The following is a 20,212-nucleotide window of genomic DNA, read 5'->3' on the forward strand; positions in this document are numbered from 1 at the left end:
GGCCGTCCTTCTTCGCTCCCTCCAGATATTTCGCCATGCCCTCTTCAGAACGCTCACAGCCCCCCCTACTTCTGAAGATTCCGGATGGAAAAGATTTCATCACTAAGATCGAGATCGAAAGCGATCTCCCGGTAGGTCACTTCCGTTCTCTCACCGGGCTTATCCGCGGGCACAACCACCATCCTGGCCGGCAGGGTGCGGCCGGAAAAAGTTCGGACATCCGAAAACGTCATGGTTCTCGCAAGATGAAGTTCTTCATCGAAATAGGCGCTTTCTAGCGGCAGATAGTCCTGAAGCCGCACTACGACCACCACCTTTCCCCAGACCACAGGAGCATCCGGCTTGGGAATACAGGTGACTTCCACAATGTCTTTCCCTGCCCGCCGTCCTTCGAAGGTAACCTCAAAGTCGTAATCCTCCACAAAGCGGCTCTCCTTCACCAAGTCGTCGTTGGTGAAATGAGACCCCATCCAGGAAGCGGACATCATGGACGACGGAAGTTTGATCACCCTTTTTACCTTGGGAAGATAATTCCAGATTTCGTTTCCGGAACGCAGGGTGGCCGTATCCTTTTCTTTTATGGGAGCCAGGATTTTGATGAGGGACTTTTCTTTTCCCTTGGACCAGAATTCCAGCGAGAGTGTCCTCTTCCAATGAGCGGTGACCACCACCATGGTCATTTCACCATGACTCGACTCCCCCCGGTAGAGATCGTCCATCCGATCCAGAATTTCCCTGGCCGTAACGGCTGAAGCGGGTGTTGCAGGAAAGCAGAAAAAGCAGAGGACCGCCAGGGAACTCACTATCGCCAATATCCCGCGGGAAAAAGGACTGCCACTGTTTCGGCCATATTTCGAGGAAAACCAGGTCATCTTTCAGCTCGTCCGATCTTTTCCAAAAGATCCACAATGTGCTGCGCCTGTTTCAAATCGGAGATCCATTCTCGTGGAATGGCTTCCTTCCCCAAATGAGCGCCGAGAATCATTCCCACAATAGCCCCCCTGGCTGCAGAATCCCCACCCGCCATGACATTTTCAACCAGAGCCTCACGAAGATCGTCTTCGTATCGCGAAAGGAGATGCACCACGGAGGGAAAAGCTCCATTGCTGTCACAGCTTTGGCCAAAATGCATGATGGCGTCTCTCGTGCCGGTTCCTTTGCTTTCCAGGCCCACTTCCAGCATCTTTGCAAAGGGGGTTCCCTCGAAAGACTCTTCCCTCACTTCCCGCATGGCCGCCACGGGCGAACGCCCGTGAAGCACCTTCCAGGCAACACGGCCGAAAAACTCTGCACTGCCTATTACCAATGGCGTGTTATGCGTCATTGCCGTCTGAGTCTTGACGCTGGAAACGAGTTTTTCCAGGTCTTCCCGGTAACGGTAGACCAGTGGAGCAATGCGTGCGGCCCCGCCCAGGTCCAGGGAAAAGGAACCGGATTCCGCCGGCCCTTTTCCCGAGGCAAAATTCACGAGTGTGGCCTTGGTGGCCTCGTCGAAATAACCATGGTAATTTTTGAAAAGTGCTTGCCAGCTCTCGGAAAAATGGTGGAGATCGAACTCGGAACGATCGGCAAGGGATTCCAGAAGGACTAGGGTTTGATCTCCGTAGTGAGTGAATTCACCCTTATCTTTGGTGGGATGATAGGATTCCTTGAGGGGCTTGAGCAGGTGTTCCACCCGCCCGAACTTTTGTTCGATGATCTCCGTCTCGTAAATCCAATGGGCTCCCAGGGCCAGGGAATCGCCGGCAAAGGAAGCCATGACCATCGCTACGGCTTTTTCCTTTTTCATCGCCTTCGTCATCCTGCTCTCCTTTGAATGTCAATCCAACAGGCCTACGCCTGGCTCGAACGAGAGGAAGCCCCTCCCCCCCGAGCCATCGAAGTCCTTCATCAACATCCATAAGTTAAGACAGAAAGAGCAAAATGCCTTGAGTTACCATAAAGATTCAAGGGATAGAGATCTTGAGGTCTTCAGCCTGATATCTTGATATAGAGGCATTTTCACGGCGTTGAATCCAGCAGCGGAGGGTCTGCTCCAACTCCCATCCGGCACTCAGTTCTTCGCCTACGATACGGAGTAGATCCCTGCAACCGGCAGGTCCCAACATTGCCTTAAGCTCCGGACAGAGGTAGTGGAGGCAAAAATAGCTTTTCGCAATGAGTTTGCACCCATATTCCCCCACAAAGTAACAGCTCCCGGGAAGCCCCTTTTCATCGGGCAATTCTCTTCCCAACAGCATGTTGATCAGCAGGAGCATATGGTCGAATCCTTCCTCTATGCCCGAGAAACAACAACTCCCATGGGGCTGGGCGGCGCAGACGGTGCAAGCTCGCACAACACCGTTTCGCCGCATGGCCGCACCCGTTTTGCCGATGGCTTCAAGGTAATTGTCCAAAAGCGTTCTGATTTCAGTATCGGAGGAAAGCTCCTGCCCCAGCTGCGCATACAACCATCTGGCCCGGCCGATTTTCTCTTCCACAGCCTGATCCAACATTTCCTTCATGAAATACATTCCCCGCTCAATTCAAGCAAGATAGAAGAATAACTATAAATTATAAAATACAACACTCAAACGAACACGTCGTTGCACACCAAAATTTGTTCCCTGGATTCTTCTTTCACGAGGAACCTTCCAGAGTCTTCAACGCTTCGTGCAGGCAATCTTCGGCACGATACCCTTTGAGCCGCGCCAAGTTCACCAGGTCCAGAAGAATTTCTCCAAAGGCTTTCGCAGACATGGGACTCTCGCTGGTCATGTAGTTTCCGAGAATCTGACTCTTTCCCACGAATTCTTGAGTGCGAGCTTGAACGTCGTTCCACCTGGAATCCTCTTTTCCCGCCAGGCGGGAGATCATCCTGTAGGCACGCATAAGAGCGGGGAGGGATTCGGGTATCCCTTCAGACGGCTTTACTTTGCCCGCCTTTTCGCCCGCTTTGATTTTTTCCCAGTTTTGACGCACTTCCTTATCCGAACGGACCGTCGCATCCCCAAAAACATGGGGATGCCTGCGGATCATCTTTTCACAAATCAGGTCGCAGACCTCCTGCAGCTGGAAGTCATCCTTTTCTTCGTAGAGGTGAATGAGGAAAAAGACCATGAAGAGAAGGTCTCCCAGCTCATCGGCCGCTTCACGAGTATGTCCGGAGCGTATGGCCGCCGAAGCTTCGTGGGCTTCCTCTATTAAGTAGGTTTGGACGCTTTCGGGGGTCTGTTTCCGATCCCAGGGACACCCGGATTCACCGCGCAGACGATCGATGATCTCCCATATTCTTCGTACTTTTAACCACCTATCCTGTTCACTCTCCATCATCGCAAGACTCTCGCTTCCTTCTCAAAAGGCAACTTGGTTTTTTCCTTCACACGATCGCGACCTCGATCCCGATCCAGCCAATAACGCTTGAGTTCTTTTTGCTTTTTTTCAAACAACATCTGAACCTTATCCGGTGTCGCCTGAATCACCACATGAGCAGCTTCCTGCACATAGGGGGTCAGACCGGAATTATGGAGCATCCTATTCTGAGGTGAAAGGAAAAAGGTCAGAGCGGAAATCAGAATCACCGCCAAAGCCAGGGCCTTGGCTAGCCCCACGGCGGCGCCCCAAAACCTGTCAAAAAAGCCGAGTCCGCTTTTTTGCAGAAGTTTTGAAATGCCGAATCCGACGATGCCCAAACAAAACCATGCGAGAAAAAACAGGAGAACAAAACTGACGGCCTGAGGACCTATAAGCCTGGGAAAAGCTTCGGACAGTTGCACGCTCAACGATTCATAATAATGCGAAGCCAGAACAAAACCCGCAAGAACCCCCGCAATTCCAAAAACCTGAGAAATCGCTCCCCGCAGTATGCCACGCCCTACACAAAAAAGCCCTATTCCAAGCAGGACCCAGTCCAATCCATTCAACTGCATCCGGTTCCCTCCCCCTGTCGACTGACATACTGCAGCAATCCACCGTCCGCGCTTTCAGTGGATTCCCGGAGCCGTCGTTGCAGCCTATCAAACAACCTGATTTTATCCAAGTCGAGACCGTTCGCAACCACCAATTCTCGTGTTGGTCGCTCATGATAAGATTCCATTTCCCATACCCCTCATATGATACTGATTTAATTTAATAATATTAAGCCAATACCTCCTCCCCCCCCAATTCCAAAACTTTCTTCTTGACAAGGCTAAAACCTGGGTGAATTTTAGTTCCAGCCGCATCCTCTTCCCATTCTCCTGCTGCGAAAGCGTTCGAAAAGCGTAGACCTTTGCTGGAAGCTCTACCGCACCTCTCTTTTTCGCTTTCAAAAGTGCATATTGTCAGACCTGAAAACACATGCTAAAAATATCAGGTTTATTGAAAAAAACAGCTTACGGCGAACCGATGGTTCAAAGGACACGGCCCCCCTTGGGAAGCGTTCCCTGCAAATGAGGAAATCTTCGAAGGGGTTTTGCTTTGTTCATGCCGAACACAAAGATATATTATTAAAATAACATCATTTTCAGGATAGGGTATACATAAAATACTTGAGATATTTCGGTGAACCCTTCCAGAAGAGGACGAAAAGGCTTTGGCCCAATCACAAAGCAAGCATAAAGCTCAGACAACCACCGCACAGGTAGCTTTCGACGACAACCATCTGGTGCAGCAACTTGCAGGGGAACAGAACAGCCACCTGAAGATCATTGAAAAACAGCTGGATGTGCGTATTCATCTTAGAGGAAACCAATTCAGCATCACCGGGGATACTCCCCAGGTGGAACTCAGCGAAAAACTTCTTCAGCAACTGGCTGAACTCATCCAAAAGGGCTATCCCCTCTTTGGCAGCGACATTCTTTATTCCATCCGCATCTTGAGTGAAAATATCCATCGGAATCTCAAGGACATTCTTCTAGACCAGATTTTCATTGCATCCAATAAGCGAATCATCACCCCCAAGAGTGTCAAGCAGAAGGAGTATATCGAGGCGATACGCAACTACGATATCGCTTTCGGCATTGGCCCGGCTGGAACCGGAAAAACGTACTTGGCCATGGCCATGGCTGTTGCAGCCATGACCAAGGACCAGGTGAGGCGCATTGTTCTGGTGCGTCCCGCAGTGGAAGCCGGTGAGAAATTGGGGTTTCTGCCCGGAGATCTTGCTGAAAAGGTAAATCCTTACCTGCGCCCGCTCTACGATGCTCTTCACGACATGATGGATTTTGAAAGAGCTTCCAACTTGATCGAGCGTGGCGCGATAGAGGTGGCTCCCCTCGCCTTCATGCGAGGACGCACGCTCAATGACGCATTCGTGATCCTCGATGAAGCCCAGAACACCACGCGAGAACAAATGAAAATGTTTCTGACCCGACTCGGGCTGGGTTCCAAAGCGGTCATCACCGGCGACATCACTCAGATCGATCTGCCCGAGACAAAAGCATCCGGGCTCGTTGAAGCAATCACATTATTAAAAGGAATCGATGGGATACGCCTTGTTTTCTTCAGCAATCGCGACGTGGTCAGGCACCGGTTGGTCCAGGAAATCATCCAGGCTTACGAGCGCCTGGAAAAGGGCAAAACGGTACCACCCAGCGGTTCAGCAGAAAAGTAGATTTATGGAAAAGGAAAAACGGGAACAAGATAAGCACAAAAACAAGTCGAAGATTACCCGGGGCAAGAATGGCTTGATCTGTTCCATGGAGGATATCCTTTGCCAGAAAGCTCTGTTCCTGGGTTTACTCAGCCTGCTCATCTCTTTTCTTATCACTCCATCCTTCACCATGGAGTCCCCGCCCTACCGATTGGGAGATGTCGCAGACCAGAATATCAAGGCTGGACAAAACCTGCGTGTAGAAGACAAGGAAACAACGCTCAAGAAGCGTGAAGAAGCTGTCCGCCAGGCTCCCCTGGTGTACGATCTGGATGAAAGTGTGGCAAAAAATGCTCAGGAACGGCTGGAAACAGCATTCCAAACCATGAGAGAGTATCTCAAGGCCGACAATTCCTCATCAGAAAACCAGGCAATGGTTCCTGAACAGGCGCTCGATAATTTTTCGTCATCCATGGATTCTTCCTCTCTGGTACTGAAACATTTCAGGCACTCATCCTTTGCCTTTCCCGGAAAGAAAGATTTTGAAGTTCTTGTGGGATTCCCGGTCCCGGACGAAATTTTTTCCAATTTAGTCGACAGCCGTTTCGACCGGAGCCTTCAAGACAAAATGAGCCGCCTTCTGGAATCGACATTTGAGGGAGGAATCGTTGCCAATAAGGCCTCCCTGCTTCAGGCTCAGGGGGAACGTATTGTGATCCGCAAAACCGGAACCATGGAAGAGTATTTGACATCACCTTCCCATCCCTTTCCAGACCTTGAAGAAGTGCGCAAGATGACACGGATGGAGGCTCTGGAACTGGGGAGAGATGTAAAGGAAATGGTGGCCATCGCTTTTCTTGCGACTCAGCTCCTCAAACCCAACCTCACTTTCAATCCGGAAGAAACGGGAAACCGCAGGGAACAGGCCTATGCGGCTGTGGAACCGGTTTATATTCAGCTCATGAAAAACGAAATGCTGGTTCGGGAGGGGCAAAAAATAGGCCCCCAGGAACTGCTCAAACTGGAAGCTCAGGCACAGACAAGGCCCGGTCGGCATCAGTTGTTGATGATCTTCATTACCATGTTTCTTTTCAGCGGCCTTTGCATCTGGGTGGTCACCAATGTGACCCACCGGCACATCCCATCCTTTCGGATGGAATTTCACGATTTGCTCTTTTTGGGAACCCTGCTGATTTTCCTCCTGACTTTGGGGCGCTCCACCATGTGGATAGCCGACATGGTGGGCGACGGAGCGAGCCACCTGAGCGGCAAGACACTCCTGTACGCCATCCCTCTGACCACCGGCGCCATGATGACCAGCATCTTTTTCGGAGTGACCGTCTCCCTCATTTTTTCCCTGCTCCTGACCTTGTTTGCGGGCATGCTTTTCGGCAAAGACTTTGGCCTTTTCTTTTTCTTTCTCATCGGCTCCTTCGTGGCGGCACACGGAGTGACTCCCTGCCGCAACCGTATGATTCCCATCAAGGCGGGGCTCCTGGTGGGGATCACCAACGTGTTTCTCATCGTACTGACCGCATTCATTCACGATCAGCTCCTTTTCTTCAAGATTTTGTCAAATGCCTTTTTCGCCTTTTGCAGCGGACTGTTTTCAGGCATCCTCGTAACGGGGTTGACCCCCCTGGTGGAAATGCTCTTCGGATACACCACCGATATCAAACTCCTGGAACTGGCCACCATGGACCAACCTCTTCTTCAGGAACTCATGGTGCAGGCCCCTGGCACCTACCACCACAGCATCATTGTGGGCAACATGGTGGAAGCAGCCGCCAAGTCCATCGGCGCCAATTCCCTCCTGGCCAAAGTGGCAGCCTATTACCACGACATCGGCAAAATCAAAAAGCCCCTGTACTTTATAGAAAATCAGTTCGACTGTGAAAACCGGCATGAAAAACTTGCCCCCTCCATGAGCAGCCTCATTCTCATCTCCCATGTGAAGGAAGGCGTGGAACTGGCTAAACAGCACAGGCTGGGAAAAGCGATCATCGACATCATCAGCCAGCATCACGGTAAGAGCTTCATCTCCTTTTTCTATCAAAAGGCGCTGGATGCGAGGGAAAAGGCTCAGAACAGCAAAGGGGCGGAGCTTCCCCCCATCAACATGGACGACTACCGTTATCCCGGCCCCAAGCCTCAAACCAAAGAAGCGGGTCTCGTGATGCTGGGAGACGTGGTCGAAGCCGCCTGCCGTTCTCTTACGGACCCCACTCCCGCCAGAATTCAGGGACTGGTGAATCGGCTGATCAACAATATTTTCAGCGACGGCCAACTGGAAGAATGTGAACTGACACTGAAAGATCTGCACCAGATCGCCAAGCATTTCAATCAGATCCTTGCGACTGTCCATCACAAGCGCATCGAATACCCCTCTGCTCCATGCAATGATTCAAAAGGAAAAACAGATGCCTCTGATTCAAATCAGCGTGAATCAAAGCCGGATCGAGATAAACCCGGAACTCCTAGAGAAAAAAGCAGAACAGATCTTAAACGCCTTGGGATACACTGACGTCGAATTGAGCATTATGATCGTGGATGACGAAGAGATGACCCACATCAACAGGGAATACCGCAAGATCGATTCCACGACGGATGTCCTCTCGTTTCCCATGTGGGAGGGGGATTTCGGCGATGTCTGTATGGATCTCCTGGGCGATGTGGTCATCTCCGCTCCCACGGCCGAGCTCATGAGCCGAGAACATGGACTCCCTTTCTCTGCGATAATGGATCTGCTTCTTGTGCACGGAATTCTCCATCTTGTGGGCTATGACCATGAGCGTGGGGATGAAGAAGCCCGGGAGATGGAATCCAGGAGTATCGAACTGTTGAAAATGCTGGGACACTCTGAAAAGGACTTTGACTGGTATCTCAATCCGGACGATGAACCGACAGACTGAGCCTTTTTTCATATAACAAGGAGGAATTTTGGCCAGACTTGCTATCAACGTAGATCATGTGGCCACCGTACGGCAGGCGCGCTTGGCCAGTGAACCGGACCCCGTCACGGCTGCGGCAATGGCGGAATTGGCCGGAGCGCAGGGAATTGTGGTGCATCTTCGCGAAGACAGACGCCATATCCAGGACCGGGATGTGGAAATCCTGCGGCGAACGGTAAAAACCAATCTGAACCTGGAGATGGCGGCCACTCCGGAAATGGTCCAGACCGCCTTGCGCCTTCAACCGGATATGGTAACGCTCGTTCCCGAAAAGCGGCAGGAATTGACCACAGAGGGAGGACTCGACGTAACTCTGTACGAAGAAGCTCTCAAGGATGTTTTGGAAACCTTCCATAAGGGGGGCATCGCCGTGAGCCTTTTCATCGATCCCGATCCCAAGCAGATCAAAACGGCTCACCGCCTGGAAACGGACTATATAGAAATCCATACGGGAAGCTTTGCCGAAGCCAAAACATTCCAGAGGCGCCAGGAAGAATACGACCGGGTCGTTACCGCAGCCAAACTGGCTCATAAGCTGGGGCTGGGAGTCCATGCCGGCCACGGAGTAGATTACCAGAACATCGTTTGGCTCCGTAATATTTCAGAAATCGAGGAATTCAGCATTGGCCACGCAGTGATCGCCCGGGCAGTCCTGGTGGGTATAGACCGCGCCGTTCGCGAAATGCTTGCTCTGGTAAACGGGTAGATGGCCATTTACGGAATCGGTATCGACCTGGTTCGGACCGACCGCATACAAAAGATGCTCGACCGGTGGGATGCACGATTTTTGAGAAGAATCTTCACAGCGGAAGAATCTGAAGTGTGTTTCGGGAGGAAAATTCCGGCCAGGTGTTTTGCCATGCGTTTTGCCGCTAAGGAAGCATTCGTGAAGGCTCTGGGGATTGGAATGCGTTCTCCTGTGCTCTGGCTCGATATCGGAGTGAAAAGCAATGCTCTGGGAAAGCCCGAGATAGTTCTTTCCGATCGCGCCCTGCGTTTCTGTCGGGAAAAGGGAATCCATGCCTGGCACTTGAGCTTGACCGACGATGGAGATTACGGCGCAGCCGTAGTGATTCTCGAAAGCTGAGGAGAAGAGGGAAATTTGTTGGAAAGGGGGAAAAGAGTGAAAGATTTGAAGCTCGCATCCATGATCGTCACTGCTTCAGAAATGGGGAAGATGGACCGGCGCACCATTGAGGAAATCGGTATTCCCGGCGTGGTGCTCATGGAAAGTGCGGCCCGGGGCGCGGCCTCTTTTTTCCTGGAGGTCATCCCGGATTTACCCAAACGCAGAATCACCGTTGTTGCGGGAAGCGGAAACAACGCCGGTGACGGATTCGTGCTGGCCCGCATCTTTCATTCCCGGGGAGTTCCTGTTCGAGTGGTCTGCCTGCGCTCCCCCGGCCAACTGAAAGGGGACGCTCTCGCCAACTTTCAGATTCTTGAAAAGATAAAAGTACCGGTGTTCGTATGGGATGAAGGGAAGGACTTTGACGCTCAATGGCACTGGATTCAGGAAAGCGACGCCATCATCGATGCGATCCTGGGGACCGGACTCAACAGCGAAGTAAGAGGGATTTATCGCAAAATCATTGATGGCATGAACAGTCTCTCCGTCCCCGTCCTGGCGGTGGATATCCCTTCTGGCCTTGACGCCAGCACCGGCACCCCTCTCGGAACCGCTGTCCGAGCGACGGCAACGGCAACTTTTGCCTTCCCGAAAATCGGGCACGTGATGGATCCGGGACCGGATTACACGGGAAAATTGCGTGTGGTGGATATCGGAATCCCCTCCATTGTGGCGGAGGCCGCTCAAATCAACCGGTGGTGGATGGACGCCCATTTTCTCTCCGGCTGGTTGAAACCGCGCCGCCCTGATGTGCACAAGGGCAATGCGGGCCACGTGGCGGTCCTTGCAGGATCGCGGGGAAAAACGGGGGCGGCGACCCTCATTTGTCAGGGCGCATCGCGTGTCGGTTCCGGACTGGTCACACTCTTTGTTCCTTTCAGCCTCAATCCCATCCTCGAGGTCAAACTCACAGAGGCCATGACCTACCCCATCGCAGAGACGGACATACAGTCGCCCGCTCAGGCCGCACTCCCTGAAATACTGAATTTCCTGGACGGGAAGCAAGCCCTTGCCGTCGGGCCCGGCATTTCACTGCATCCTGAAACTCAGGAGCTGGTCAAAGCGCTTGTTCAACAGTCCCCCTGCCCCATGATTCTGGATGCGGACGCTCTCACCATTTTCGCTCAAGACCCTGAACTCCTGAAGCAGGCAAACGTTCCTCTCATTTTGACCCCGCATCCGGGAGAGATGGCCCGGTTGATTCAAGACAGCCCACAGGCTGTTCAAAGAGACCGCCTCGGCGTCGCCGCGGAATTCAGTAGAAGATATGGTGTCATTCTTGTCTTGAAGGGATACCGTACCCTTGTGGCGGCCCCGGACGGGCGCATGGCCATAAACGGTTCCGGCAATCCCGCCATGGCGAGCGGGGGCATGGGGGACACCCTCACGGGAATGATCGCTGGATTCGTGGCCCAGGGATACGAACCTTTTCAGGCAGCTTGCCTGGGAGTGTACATACACGGTGCGGCCGCGGACAGATACATGCACGGCGTGGCGACTCGGGGGCTTCTCGCTTCGGATATTCTCGAGGAAATTCCTCGAGTGATCGGTTCCCTGGAAAGCGATGCAGGGTGAGTCATGCCGGATATGATCCTCCATTCCCCCAGTGAAGCATACAGCTTTGAACTCGGCTTCAAAATCGGCACACTGGTTGAAGCCGGAGACATCTTGACACTCTGGGGAGATTTGGGGGCAGGCAAGACCTTTCTCACCCGGGGCATTGCCCGGGGTCTTGGAGTTCCCCCCCAGGTCCCCGTTACCAGCCCAACTTTTACTTTCATCAACGAATATGAAGGACGCCTTCATCTCTACCACCTCGACCTTTACCGGCTGGCGGACCCGGATGAACTGGAAACACTTCCCTGGAAAGAAGCGCTGTTTGGAAAGGGGGTTGCCGTCATAGAATGGCCGGAAAGGCTTGGAGAGGAACTCCCCGAAGAAAGATGGGACATCCGCATCGAAGTTACGGGAGACGAGAGCCGAACGATCATTCTCCAGGCACGTGGCAAATCCCCGGAAACACGGATGGAAAAGTGGAAGCGGGAATTGGCCTCCTGTGCCGGCACACATTCCTACTCAGAAGAATCTTGAGCACCTCCGTCAACAAAATTTAAAAAAGGGCAAAGAGATACAAGATGATAGGGAAAGCGCGAAACGCCCTTGAAAAGCGATGTTGTCATGAGCCATGAGCTATGAACCTTGAGCCTTTTTTCATATAAAATACGCAATGGCGGAAGTTCTCACCCCACTGAACGATTCCATGCCCCCCTCGAAAGAATAGGCGTCAGGTCAAGAAAATGAATATCAAAAGGTTCCCCCCCTTCGAAGGGGGATGAAGGGGGAGGTTTTGAGAATTACACCCTTTCCCTCTTCTTCAAGGGGAAATCCAAAACATACCGGGCATAAATTGATTGTTTTTATCTCGACGTACTAAAATCTAACATCCTCACCGGGTTTTTCCATCTCCTGTGGAAAATCGTTTAAAGGGAAAGGGCGCTCATTGTCATTGAGCGTCATGTATCGAATGATTTTATATACATAAGTGGACACTTTGTTGGAAAAGTTCTTGAGGGGCTGACTGTACTCTCTTGTCACCAGCAGGTAGACGAACTGAAAAAGGACCGTAACCTGAACCACCAATTTCAGCAATTCGAAGATGATAAGGTAAAGCAGGGTATAAAGCAGACGAATAATGATCTGTTTCCTTGAAGCTTTGCTCTCTAATGTGGTCGTGTCGTTCATTGCAATTCCTCCTGGGTCATTGTATGGATGATGCGACTAACGGAAGTCCAGCGGACAACGAACATAAAACATAGACTGTCGACCGGTTTACTTCAAGAACATTCCTCCATTGTGCCGCCCCCCCGATTCTCCACAAGCTTTTTTCTGAACTTGCCGAGATCCTACGTGCGATACGTCTCTCCCCCTATACATGCAAACCCGCACCTGTTTTCCACTTCAGGTAGTGGAAAAAAAATCCTGTACAAATTAGAAAACAATTGTGTTAGTAAACATACTTTTTCGTGTTATCGAATAGCAGTAGGCAATGTATACCTGTTCACATTACTTCCGCTTTAACCATCGCCCCCCATCAGAAGAATATCTCCGGGACGATGTGATCTTAAAGCAGGGGAGGTCTCAAAGACTTATGGCGCTTGTTGTTCAGAAGTATGGAGGAACATCCGTTGCGAATGCCGAACGCATCAAGGCAGTGGCCGAGCGTGTGGCAAACCGCAGAAAAGCAGGCGACAACCTTGTAGTGGTTCTATCCGCGAGATCGGGAGACACTGACCGGTTGCTGGCTCTGGGACGCGAAATCAGCTCCAACCCGGACCCGCGGGAAATGGACGTTCTGTTGGCGACCGGTGAGCAAATGACCATCGCGCTTCTCAGTATGGCTCTCAAGGATATGGGGTTCGACGCCATTTCCATGACGGGATACCAGGCTGGGATCATTACCAATCGCAGCTACAGCCGAGCCCGCATCAACTGGATTGAAACCCTGCCCATCATGGAAAAGATCCATGAGGGGAAGATCGTAGTGGTGGCCGGTTTCCAGGGCTACGACGATGAAGGCAACATCACGACCCTCGGCCGCGGAGGCTCGGACACGACGGCGGTCGCTCTGGCAGCGGCCCTGAGCGCCGACATGTGTGAAATCTACACCGACGTGGAGGGCGTTTTCACGACGGACCCCAACGTCTATTCCAAGGCGAGAAAGCTCGATAAGATCAGTTATATGGAAATGCTGGAAATGGCCAGTATGGGAGCCAAGGTGCTCCATCTGCGTTCAGTAGAATTCGGAATGAAGTACCATGTTCCAATCATGGTCCTGTCTTCTTTTACTGACGCGCCAGGTACGCTCGTCACCAAGGAGGATGCAGAAATGGAAAAGGTGGTGGTTTCGGGAATCACCTACAACAAGAATGAGGCACGCATCACGATCACCAATGTTCCCGACGCTCCCGGTATGGCGGCCAAGGTCTTCAGGGCGATTTCGAACGCCAATGTGAATCTGGACCTCATAGTTCAAGGAAGTGGCTCCATCATGGGGCGTACGAACATTTCGTTCACTGTCCCCAGAACCGACTACGAGAAAACGTTCAAGATTGCCGAAAAGGTTGCCCAGGAAATGGACGCCGGGCAGGTACACGGCAATCCCCATATTGCCAAGATTTCCGTGATCGGCTTGGGCATGAGGAGCCACCCTGGAGTGGCCAGTAAAATGTTTGAAACGCTGGCCAGGGAAAATATCAATCTCAAGATGATCAGCACGTCCGAGATCAAGATTTCCTGCATTATCGATGAAAAATATACCGAATTGGCTGTTCGGGTCCTGCACGACGCTTTTCAACTGGACAAGGCACCTCATGAACGGATCGAGATACAGGAAGAGAAATAAGATAAAAATGTACGGATTTGCAGAAAGATCGTTCGATACCGCTGCTTCTCCTCTCCTTTTCTACAGCACACTTTCGCATCTTCCCCGTTGAGGCAAACCGTGCAGGCTTTCGGCAACCCTCTCTCAATGAGGGAGGGGGGTTGAAAGAATCGGGAATGACTGAACCCTACCCTAAAAGTGCACTCAAGGGCATCCCTTATGCAAGAAGTTAGAATTTACGACACTACTCTTCGAGATGGTACGCAAGCCGAAGACTTTTCGCTTTCGCTGGAAGATAAAATTCGGATTGCACTGAAGCTCGACGACCTTGGAATCCATTATGTGGAGGGAGGTTGGCCCGGCTCCAATCCCAAGGATGTCGGATTCTTTGAAGAAATAAGGAAGTATGAACTCAAGCAGACTCAAATCGCAGCCTTTGGGGCCACCCACCACCCCAAGAAGACAGCGGAAGCCGATGAAAATCTGAGAGCCTTGCTCGCGGCCAAAACTCCCGTGGTCACCCTGTTTGGAAAGAGCTGGACGATTCACGTCAGGGAAGCGCTTCACACCACTCTCAACCACAACCTGCAGCTCATTCATGACAGCCTGGCCTACCTGCGCCCTCATGTGAAAACCCTCTTTTACGATGCGGAGCACTTCTTCGATGGGTTCAAGGAGGAACCCGAATATGCACTCTCCACCCTGGCAAAAGCGCTGGAAGCGGGAGCGGAGTGCCTGATTCTCTGCGACACCAACGGTGGAAACCTGCCGACCACCATTCGTGAAATCATGCAGAGCGTGAGAGAGCGTTTTCCCTCCGCTCCCCTTGGAATCCACGTCCACAACGACGGCGATCTTGCCGTTGCCAATTCCATTACGGCCGTGGAGATGGGAGCGGTTCAGGTTCAGGGAACCATCAACGGCGTGGGGGAACGATGTGGGAATGCCAATCTCTGTTCCATTATTCCAAACCTTTGCCTGAAGATGAACATTCCCTGCCTGAGTTCCGAGAATCTGAAGAAACTGAGATCCATCAGCCGCTTCGTCCTGGAACTGGCCAATATCCCCCCCAGCCGCTACCAGCCTTACGTGGGACGCAGTGCTTTCGCCCACAAAGGAGGAGTGCACATCAGCGCGGTGGAGAAGAATCCGCTAACGTATGAGCATATCTCTCCCGAGTTGGTGGGGAACAGGCGCCGCATACTGGTTTCAGACCTTTCGGGCCGGGCCACCATCAAACGTAAAGCGGAGGACTACGGTCTTCACCTGGACAAATCCGATCCTGTGGCCATGCAGGTTCTGGAAGAGCTGAAGGACCTCGAGAACCAGGGATTTCAGTTTGAAGCTGCCGAAGCCAGTTTCGAGCTTCTGGTGAACCGGGCAATGGGCAAGAGCAAACGCTATTTTGAACTGGTCGGCTTCCGGGTCATCGATCAAAAGATGGACGAACATAATGAACCAGTGGCTGAAGCCACCATACTGGTTAAAGTGGGCGGCCACATGGAACATACCGCGGCTCTGGGCCTTGGCCCCGTCAATGCGCTGGACAATGCTCTGCGAAAGGCGTTGGAGAAATTCTATCCGGAGCTCAAAGATATGGAACTGAGCGATTACAAGGTCCGGGTCCTGCCCGGGAAGGAAGGAACGGCCGCCCGCGTCCGAGTTCTCATTGAATCCCATGACACATCAGATCACTGGGGCACCGTGGGAGTGTCGCACGATATCATTGAAGCCAGCTGGCAGGCCCTGGTAGACAGCATCAATTACAAAATGTACAAAAGCGAAAAACACCATCGGAAGTCCTGATATTTTTCCGGTCTGTAACTTCCGGGAGGCGTCCCGCCCCCCGGACTCGAAAATTCTCACCCGAGTCACACCCTAAACTCTCCCGCCACTGGGAAAAAACTTGATTTTAGCCTGCACCTGAGCATTTACTATACCAGGATCGGGGATTCGAGGGGCTGAATATCATTCCCTTGAACCCCAAACGCTGAGCGGCCCGGGATTGTGAAGACCGGCTTCAATTTTATTTACACAGAAAAGGGAGGTTCATCATGAACACTAACACTGCTTCTCACAGTCCCCATGGTTTGGAAAATCATGGAATTCAAAACGTCGGCACCATTTACTGGAACCTTCCCACCCCTTTTCTCTACGAGCAGGCAATCCGCCGGCGCGAAGGACGTCTTTCGCACCTGGGTCCCCTGGTGGTTCGCACGGGGCAATACACGGGGCGCGCTCCCAAAGACAAATTCATTGTTCGCGAACCCACCAGCGAAGACAAAATCTGGTGGGGAGAAGTAAACCAGATGATGGAGCAAAGCCGCTTTGACACGCTCCGACAACGGCTTCTGGCCTACTGGCAGTGTAAGGACCTTTTCGTTCAGGACTGCTTTGCCGGAGCGGACCCCACTTATCGTTTGCCCATCCGCGTCATTACGGAGACAGCCTGGCACAGCCTTTTTGCGCGCAATTTATTCATTCAGGCAACGCCTGAACAATTGAAAACGCACGTTCCCGAGTTCACGGTCTTCCACGCTCCCAACTTCCACGCAATTCCCGAGGTGGACGGAACGCGCTCGGAAGTCTTCGTGGTGATTCACTTTCGAGAGCGCATCGTGCTCATCGGGGGTACCCATTACGCCGGAGAACTCAAGAAAGCCATTTTCACCGTGCTCAACTACCTGCTGCCGCAACGGAATGTTCTGACCATGCATTGCTCCGCCAACATGGACGCCGATGAAAATGTGGCCATTTTCTTCGGCCTTTCAGGTACCGGGAAAACAACGCTTTCGACAGACCCAAACCGCAGGCTCATCGGCGATGACGAACATGGCTGGAGCGACAAAGGCGTCTTCAACCTGGAAGGGGGATGCTATGCGAAGGTGATCCACCTTTCCCCCGAGGCTGAACCCGAAATTTATGAGACAACACGCCGTTTCGGCACCATCCTCGAAAACGTCGGCTACAACAGCATGACCGGCCGCATCGACCTGGACGATGAACTGATGACGGAAAACACCCGGGCCGCCTATCCCATCAGCCACATCAAATCCGCCACGCGTCGAGGCGTCGGCGGACACCCCAACAATATCATCATGCTCACGGCCGACGCTTTCGGCGTGCTCCCCCCCATTGCCAAGCTCACCTCCTCTCAAGCGCTCTATTATTTCCTGTCCGGTTACACGGCAAAAGTCGCGGGAACGGAAAAAGGCGTCACCGAGCCCAAGGCCACCTTCAGCGCCTGCTTCGGGGCCCCGTTCATGGCCCTCTCTCCCACCGTCTATGCCCGACTGCTCGGGGAAAAGATAGGGGAGCACGAAGTCAATGTATGGATGATCAATACCGGGTGGAGCGGCGGACCCTACGGAATCGGCAAAAGAATAAGCATCGCTCACACCCGGGCCATGGTCCATGCGGCCCTCAACGGCAAACTTTTGACTGTTCCCATGAGAGAAGATCCCAACTTCCGAATCTCCGTACCGACTTCATGTCCGGATGTCCCTTCGGAAATCCTGGATCCCCGCAGCACATGGGCGGATACTGCAGCTTATGACGAACAAGCGAAAAAACTTGCCGGAATGTTCAGAAACAACTTCAAGGCATTCGAGGGAAGTGTCGCGGAAGATGTCAAAGCGGCCAACCCTAGGGGTTCCTGAAAGAAAATGAAAGTCATCGAGGAGCCGAAAAGAAGATCACGGTCCTTCTCTGCCGCTTTGCGGCAGGAAACTTTCTGCGGCATTCCGGTCGCCGTTTCTGATGGCCTGCCGTGTGAGGGGTTTCCAATAGACACAAGCCGCAAGAATATAGAGAAGCAAAGCCAGGACAACCACTGTGTTGAATCCCCAGTGAATGGCTAGAAGGGTTGCCAGGACGGCGCTCAGGACCGACACGCAGCCGTTGATTCCCCAGGCCCACGGAATGAGAGCCGGAGCCGCCCGTGCGATTCTCGTGAGGCCCAGTGGAAAGGGCATCCCCATGAAAAAAGCCAGAGGAGCGATGAGTCCCAGTGAAAGGGTCATTCTGAGGCCCTCTGGAAACCCTGAACACCGGCTGAAGATGAGCGGCAAAGCGGCCACATAAATAAGAGCGATGATCACAATGCCGGCGACGGCCATGGAGATAGGGAGTCCCTCCTTTTGTGCATGCTTCGATTTCTCCAGGAGGGCTCCCAGTTTCCCGGAAAAATGGCTTCCCAGGCCGGCAAAGATCAAAAAGCCGCAAAGCACCACGGAAGCGGCATAGAGTGGATGGTGTAGAAAGAGAATGAACTTCTGGATGAAGGCGATTTCAATGAACAGAAAGGAAAAACCCAGCAGCGAGAAATAGAGCACCGTCCGTCCACACCCTTTCCTGGATGCCTTGAAACGCCTCTGGAGTCCCAGGGGAAGCAGTATCAGGAGGATGCTCACTCCGAGCGCCTGCAGAAAAGTCAGAACCAGAATCGGATAAGTCCATTCGATGAGGGCTATTCCGCCACTGCTTTTGAGAGACAGAACCTCCGGAAGGATCTCCCACTTGAAGAAATGAAAGAAATACGGCCTGTCGTCCGTAGCCGGTTCGATATAAAATTTGTACCGTTCAATAAAATCATCCCGGTTCTTTCCCAAGAGCGCTAATGCGCCTTCGTGAAGATAGCCCCCTTCCATGACGTTGAAGCGGTTGGCTTCCGAAGCTTTCAGGCCGGGGCAATAATCCAAGTCAAAGGAACGCGCTTCGCAGAATGCCCGCATAGCAGCCGTGTCCTCTGTCGTAAGCCACCCATTTTTCACCAGAAGTGTAGTGGTTTTCCAGCTTCGAATCAGGGCCAATCGATTTTCCGGATTCTTTTCCGATGACCTTTCCAGGGCGGCAATGGCCGTGGCGAAGAGTTTCAGGCTATCCCGCGGCGGCGCTTTCACCCACCGGGTTATAGCCAGAAAGCCCCCCGGCTCTACGTGCTGAAGGTATTCCTCCAAGGCTTCGACGGTGTAGAGGTAGCTCTCGCTCAGAGCATATCCTCCGGTGGCGGAAGCATTGAAGGAATCGAGCAGTGAGACCTGTATCAAGTCGTATTGCCGGGAAGCGGACGCGACAAAACCTCGCGCTTCCGCCACATGAACATGAACATCCTCACGCCCGTAGAGGTTTCCCGCAAAATCAGCGAAATCTTCTCTCACCAGAGAAACGACATTTGCATCGAGTTCCACGGCATCGACCGTCTTCGCCCCATGAGAGAGCGCCATGAGCACATCCGCCCCGCCTCCGGCCCCCAGCACCAGAACCTGCGGACTTTTCAGCAGGTGATAGGGAAGAGCCGAAGTCATACAGTCCAGGTATGAAAAAGGACCGAAGTTTCCGTCAAACCGGGTGATGGGACTCATACCGTCGCCATCTGTAAAAATCCCCAGCTGGACGGGGGGTTCCGTATCGCAATTGAGACTCATTCCCGGTGCGTGTCGAAACGGGATAGAGGGGCTTTCCACAACACTCAGCCAGCCCAAAGGACTGAACCGCTCTGCGACGACCCTGGCGCCCGGAATGCGCAATGCGTCACTGAGCCCCTTGTATTCCGAAACTCGTAGCGCAAGCCATCCTTCCGGCCAGAAAAAAGGAAGGGACAAACCGCACAAAAGCAAAGCAATCCCGAGACAATAAAATTTGAGTGTTTTTCGGGAAAAACTCGCGCAGCCCGCAGCGAAAAAACCCGGAACAGAGAGAATCCTGAGACAGGTGGTAGGGCGGAAAAGAAAGAGCAGAACCACAACCCCCATGGCGCCCGTCCCCGCCCCCAGAAGATCGAAAAGATAAATGCGATGGATCTGGTCTTTGAAGCTGGAAAAAGTGAGGCTGATACAATTGGCGGCAAAGAAGAACGGCAGAAAGAGGATGAGATAGAGTTCCAGAAGATGAATCCACTGCCTGGCATCCCAAAGGATTTCAAGAGGATTCAACGGAACACGTTCCGCGAGCACAAATCCGAAAACCACCGCCAGGGCAAAAAGCAGAGCGTTGGCGATAAAGGCTCCATGAAATCGCTTCAGAAGGCAGTCCTGAGTCAGGGCCACGAAAGTGCCGCTGGCTCCGAACCCCAGCAACGCGATGCTGATGATCATGTAGGCGAAGTGATGCCATTGCGTGATGCTCAGCAGCCGCATCAGCAGCACTTCATAGCCCAGCACGGCAAAAGAAATGCTGAATATGGCCGGACCGGGAAACAT

At 52.6% G+C, this 20,212-nt stretch carries 17 protein-coding genes; 10 read left to right on the forward strand and 7 right to left on the reverse strand.

Annotation, left to right across the window (positions count from 1 at the left end; all coding sequences use genetic code 11):
- Nucleotides 1-65: 65 nt before the first annotated feature.
- From QMG16_RS12585 to QMG16_RS12605, 5 genes are all read right to left on the reverse strand, one after another.
- Nucleotides 66-872 carry an outer membrane lipoprotein-sorting protein gene (locus tag QMG16_RS12585; protein ID WP_281794674.1) on the reverse strand — a complete coding sequence of 269 codons (807 nt, stop codon included), beginning with the start codon at nt 870-872 and terminating at the stop codon, nt 66-68.
- Nucleotides 869-1,801 carry an ADP-ribosylglycohydrolase family protein gene (locus tag QMG16_RS12590; RefSeq protein WP_281794676.1) on the reverse strand — a complete coding sequence of 311 codons (933 nt, stop codon included), beginning with the start codon at nt 1,799-1,801 and terminating at the stop codon, nt 869-871. Before QMG16_RS12590 ends, QMG16_RS12585 begins: the two co-directional genes overlap by 4 nt.
- Nucleotides 1,802-1,946: 145 nt before the next feature.
- Nucleotides 1,947-2,504, reverse strand: coding sequence for a hypothetical protein (locus tag QMG16_RS12595; protein ID WP_281794677.1), 558 nt, complete (start codon nt 2,502-2,504; stop codon nt 1,947-1,949).
- A 115-nt stretch (nt 2,505-2,619) separates the two neighbouring features.
- Complete coding sequence (locus tag QMG16_RS12600; protein WP_281794679.1) at nt 2,620-3,312, reverse strand: MazG family protein; 693 nt, start codon at nt 3,310-3,312, stop codon at nt 2,620-2,622.
- A complete protein-coding gene (locus QMG16_RS12605) occupies nt 3,309-3,908 on the reverse strand; it encodes a CvpA family protein (RefSeq protein ID WP_281794681.1) in 600 nt (199 codons plus the stop codon). The genes QMG16_RS12600 and QMG16_RS12605 overlap by 4 nt, the downstream gene beginning before the upstream one ends.
- A 644-nt stretch (nt 3,909-4,552) precedes the next feature.
- Here QMG16_RS12605 and QMG16_RS12610 point away from each other — a divergent pair.
- From QMG16_RS12610 to tsaE, 7 genes are read left to right on the forward strand one after another with little or no spacing between them, the layout of a single operon-like run.
- A complete protein-coding gene (locus QMG16_RS12610; protein ID WP_281794682.1) occupies nt 4,553-5,572 on the forward strand; it encodes a PhoH family protein in 1,020 nt (339 codons plus the stop codon).
- A gap of 4 nt (nt 5,573-5,576) precedes the next feature.
- Entirely contained in the window at nt 5,577-8,075 is a 2,499-nt protein-coding gene (locus QMG16_RS12615) for an HD family phosphohydrolase (protein ID WP_281794684.1), read from the forward strand.
- Nucleotides 7,972-8,463, forward strand: a complete 492-nt coding sequence (ybeY, locus tag QMG16_RS12620) for an rRNA maturation RNase YbeY (RefSeq protein ID WP_281794686.1) — start codon at nt 7,972-7,974, stop codon at nt 8,461-8,463. Before QMG16_RS12615 ends, ybeY begins: the two co-directional genes overlap by 104 nt.
- Before the next feature lie 28 nt (nt 8,464-8,491).
- Nucleotides 8,492-9,208 carry a pyridoxine 5'-phosphate synthase gene (locus tag QMG16_RS12625; protein WP_281794688.1) on the forward strand — a complete coding sequence of 239 codons (717 nt, stop codon included), beginning with the start codon at nt 8,492-8,494 and terminating at the stop codon, nt 9,206-9,208.
- The gene (gene acpS, locus QMG16_RS12630) at nt 9,209-9,589 is read left to right on the forward strand and encodes a holo-ACP synthase (protein WP_281794690.1); all 381 of its coding nucleotides are present in this window, start codon (nt 9,209-9,211) and stop codon (nt 9,587-9,589) included. It abuts the gene before it with no gap.
- A 36-nt stretch (nt 9,590-9,625) separates the two neighbouring features.
- Entirely contained in the window at nt 9,626-11,206 is a 1,581-nt protein-coding gene (locus QMG16_RS12635) for an NAD(P)H-hydrate dehydratase (protein ID WP_281794692.1), read from the forward strand.
- A 3-nt stretch (nt 11,207-11,209) separates the two neighbouring features.
- On the forward strand, nt 11,210-11,722 hold the full coding sequence (gene tsaE / locus QMG16_RS12640) for a tRNA (adenosine(37)-N6)-threonylcarbamoyltransferase complex ATPase subunit type 1 TsaE (RefSeq protein ID WP_281794694.1): 513 nt from the start codon (nt 11,210-11,212) through the stop codon (nt 11,720-11,722).
- A 339-nt stretch (nt 11,723-12,061) separates the two neighbouring features.
- Here the strand turns inward: tsaE and QMG16_RS12645 are convergent, their stop codons facing one another.
- Nucleotides 12,062-12,373: a DUF4389 domain-containing protein gene (locus QMG16_RS12645; protein WP_281794696.1), complete on the reverse strand. Its 312-nt coding sequence runs from the start codon at nt 12,371-12,373 to the stop codon at nt 12,062-12,064.
- Between the two features lie 406 nt (nt 12,374-12,779).
- Here QMG16_RS12645 and QMG16_RS12650 point away from each other — a divergent pair, with 406 nt between their 5' ends.
- The 3 genes from QMG16_RS12650 (at nt 12,780) to pckA (ending at nt 17,671) form a co-directional block, all read left to right on the forward strand.
- Nucleotides 12,780-14,033 carry an aspartate kinase gene (locus QMG16_RS12650; protein ID WP_281794698.1) on the forward strand — a complete coding sequence of 418 codons (1,254 nt, stop codon included), beginning with the start codon at nt 12,780-12,782 and terminating at the stop codon, nt 14,031-14,033.
- A 198-nt stretch (nt 14,034-14,231) separates the two neighbouring features.
- On the forward strand, nt 14,232-15,818 hold the full coding sequence (gene cimA / locus QMG16_RS12655; RefSeq protein ID WP_281794700.1) for a citramalate synthase: 1,587 nt from the start codon (nt 14,232-14,234) through the stop codon (nt 15,816-15,818).
- A gap of 248 nt (nt 15,819-16,066) precedes the next feature.
- Nucleotides 16,067-17,671, forward strand: coding sequence for a phosphoenolpyruvate carboxykinase (ATP) (pckA, locus tag QMG16_RS12660; protein WP_281794702.1), 1,605 nt, complete (start codon nt 16,067-16,069; stop codon nt 17,669-17,671).
- Between the two features lie 36 nt (nt 17,672-17,707).
- Here pckA and QMG16_RS12665 read toward each other — a convergent pair whose 3' ends face one another.
- Nucleotides 17,708-20,212: a spermine/spermidine synthase domain-containing protein gene (locus QMG16_RS12665; RefSeq protein WP_281794704.1), complete on the reverse strand. Its 2,505-nt coding sequence runs from the start codon at nt 20,210-20,212 to the stop codon at nt 17,708-17,710.

The sequence above is a fragment of the Desulforhabdus amnigena genome, assembly GCF_027925305.1.
Classification (GTDB): Bacteria; Desulfobacterota; Syntrophobacteria; order Syntrophobacterales; family Syntrophobacteraceae; genus Desulforhabdus; species Desulforhabdus amnigena.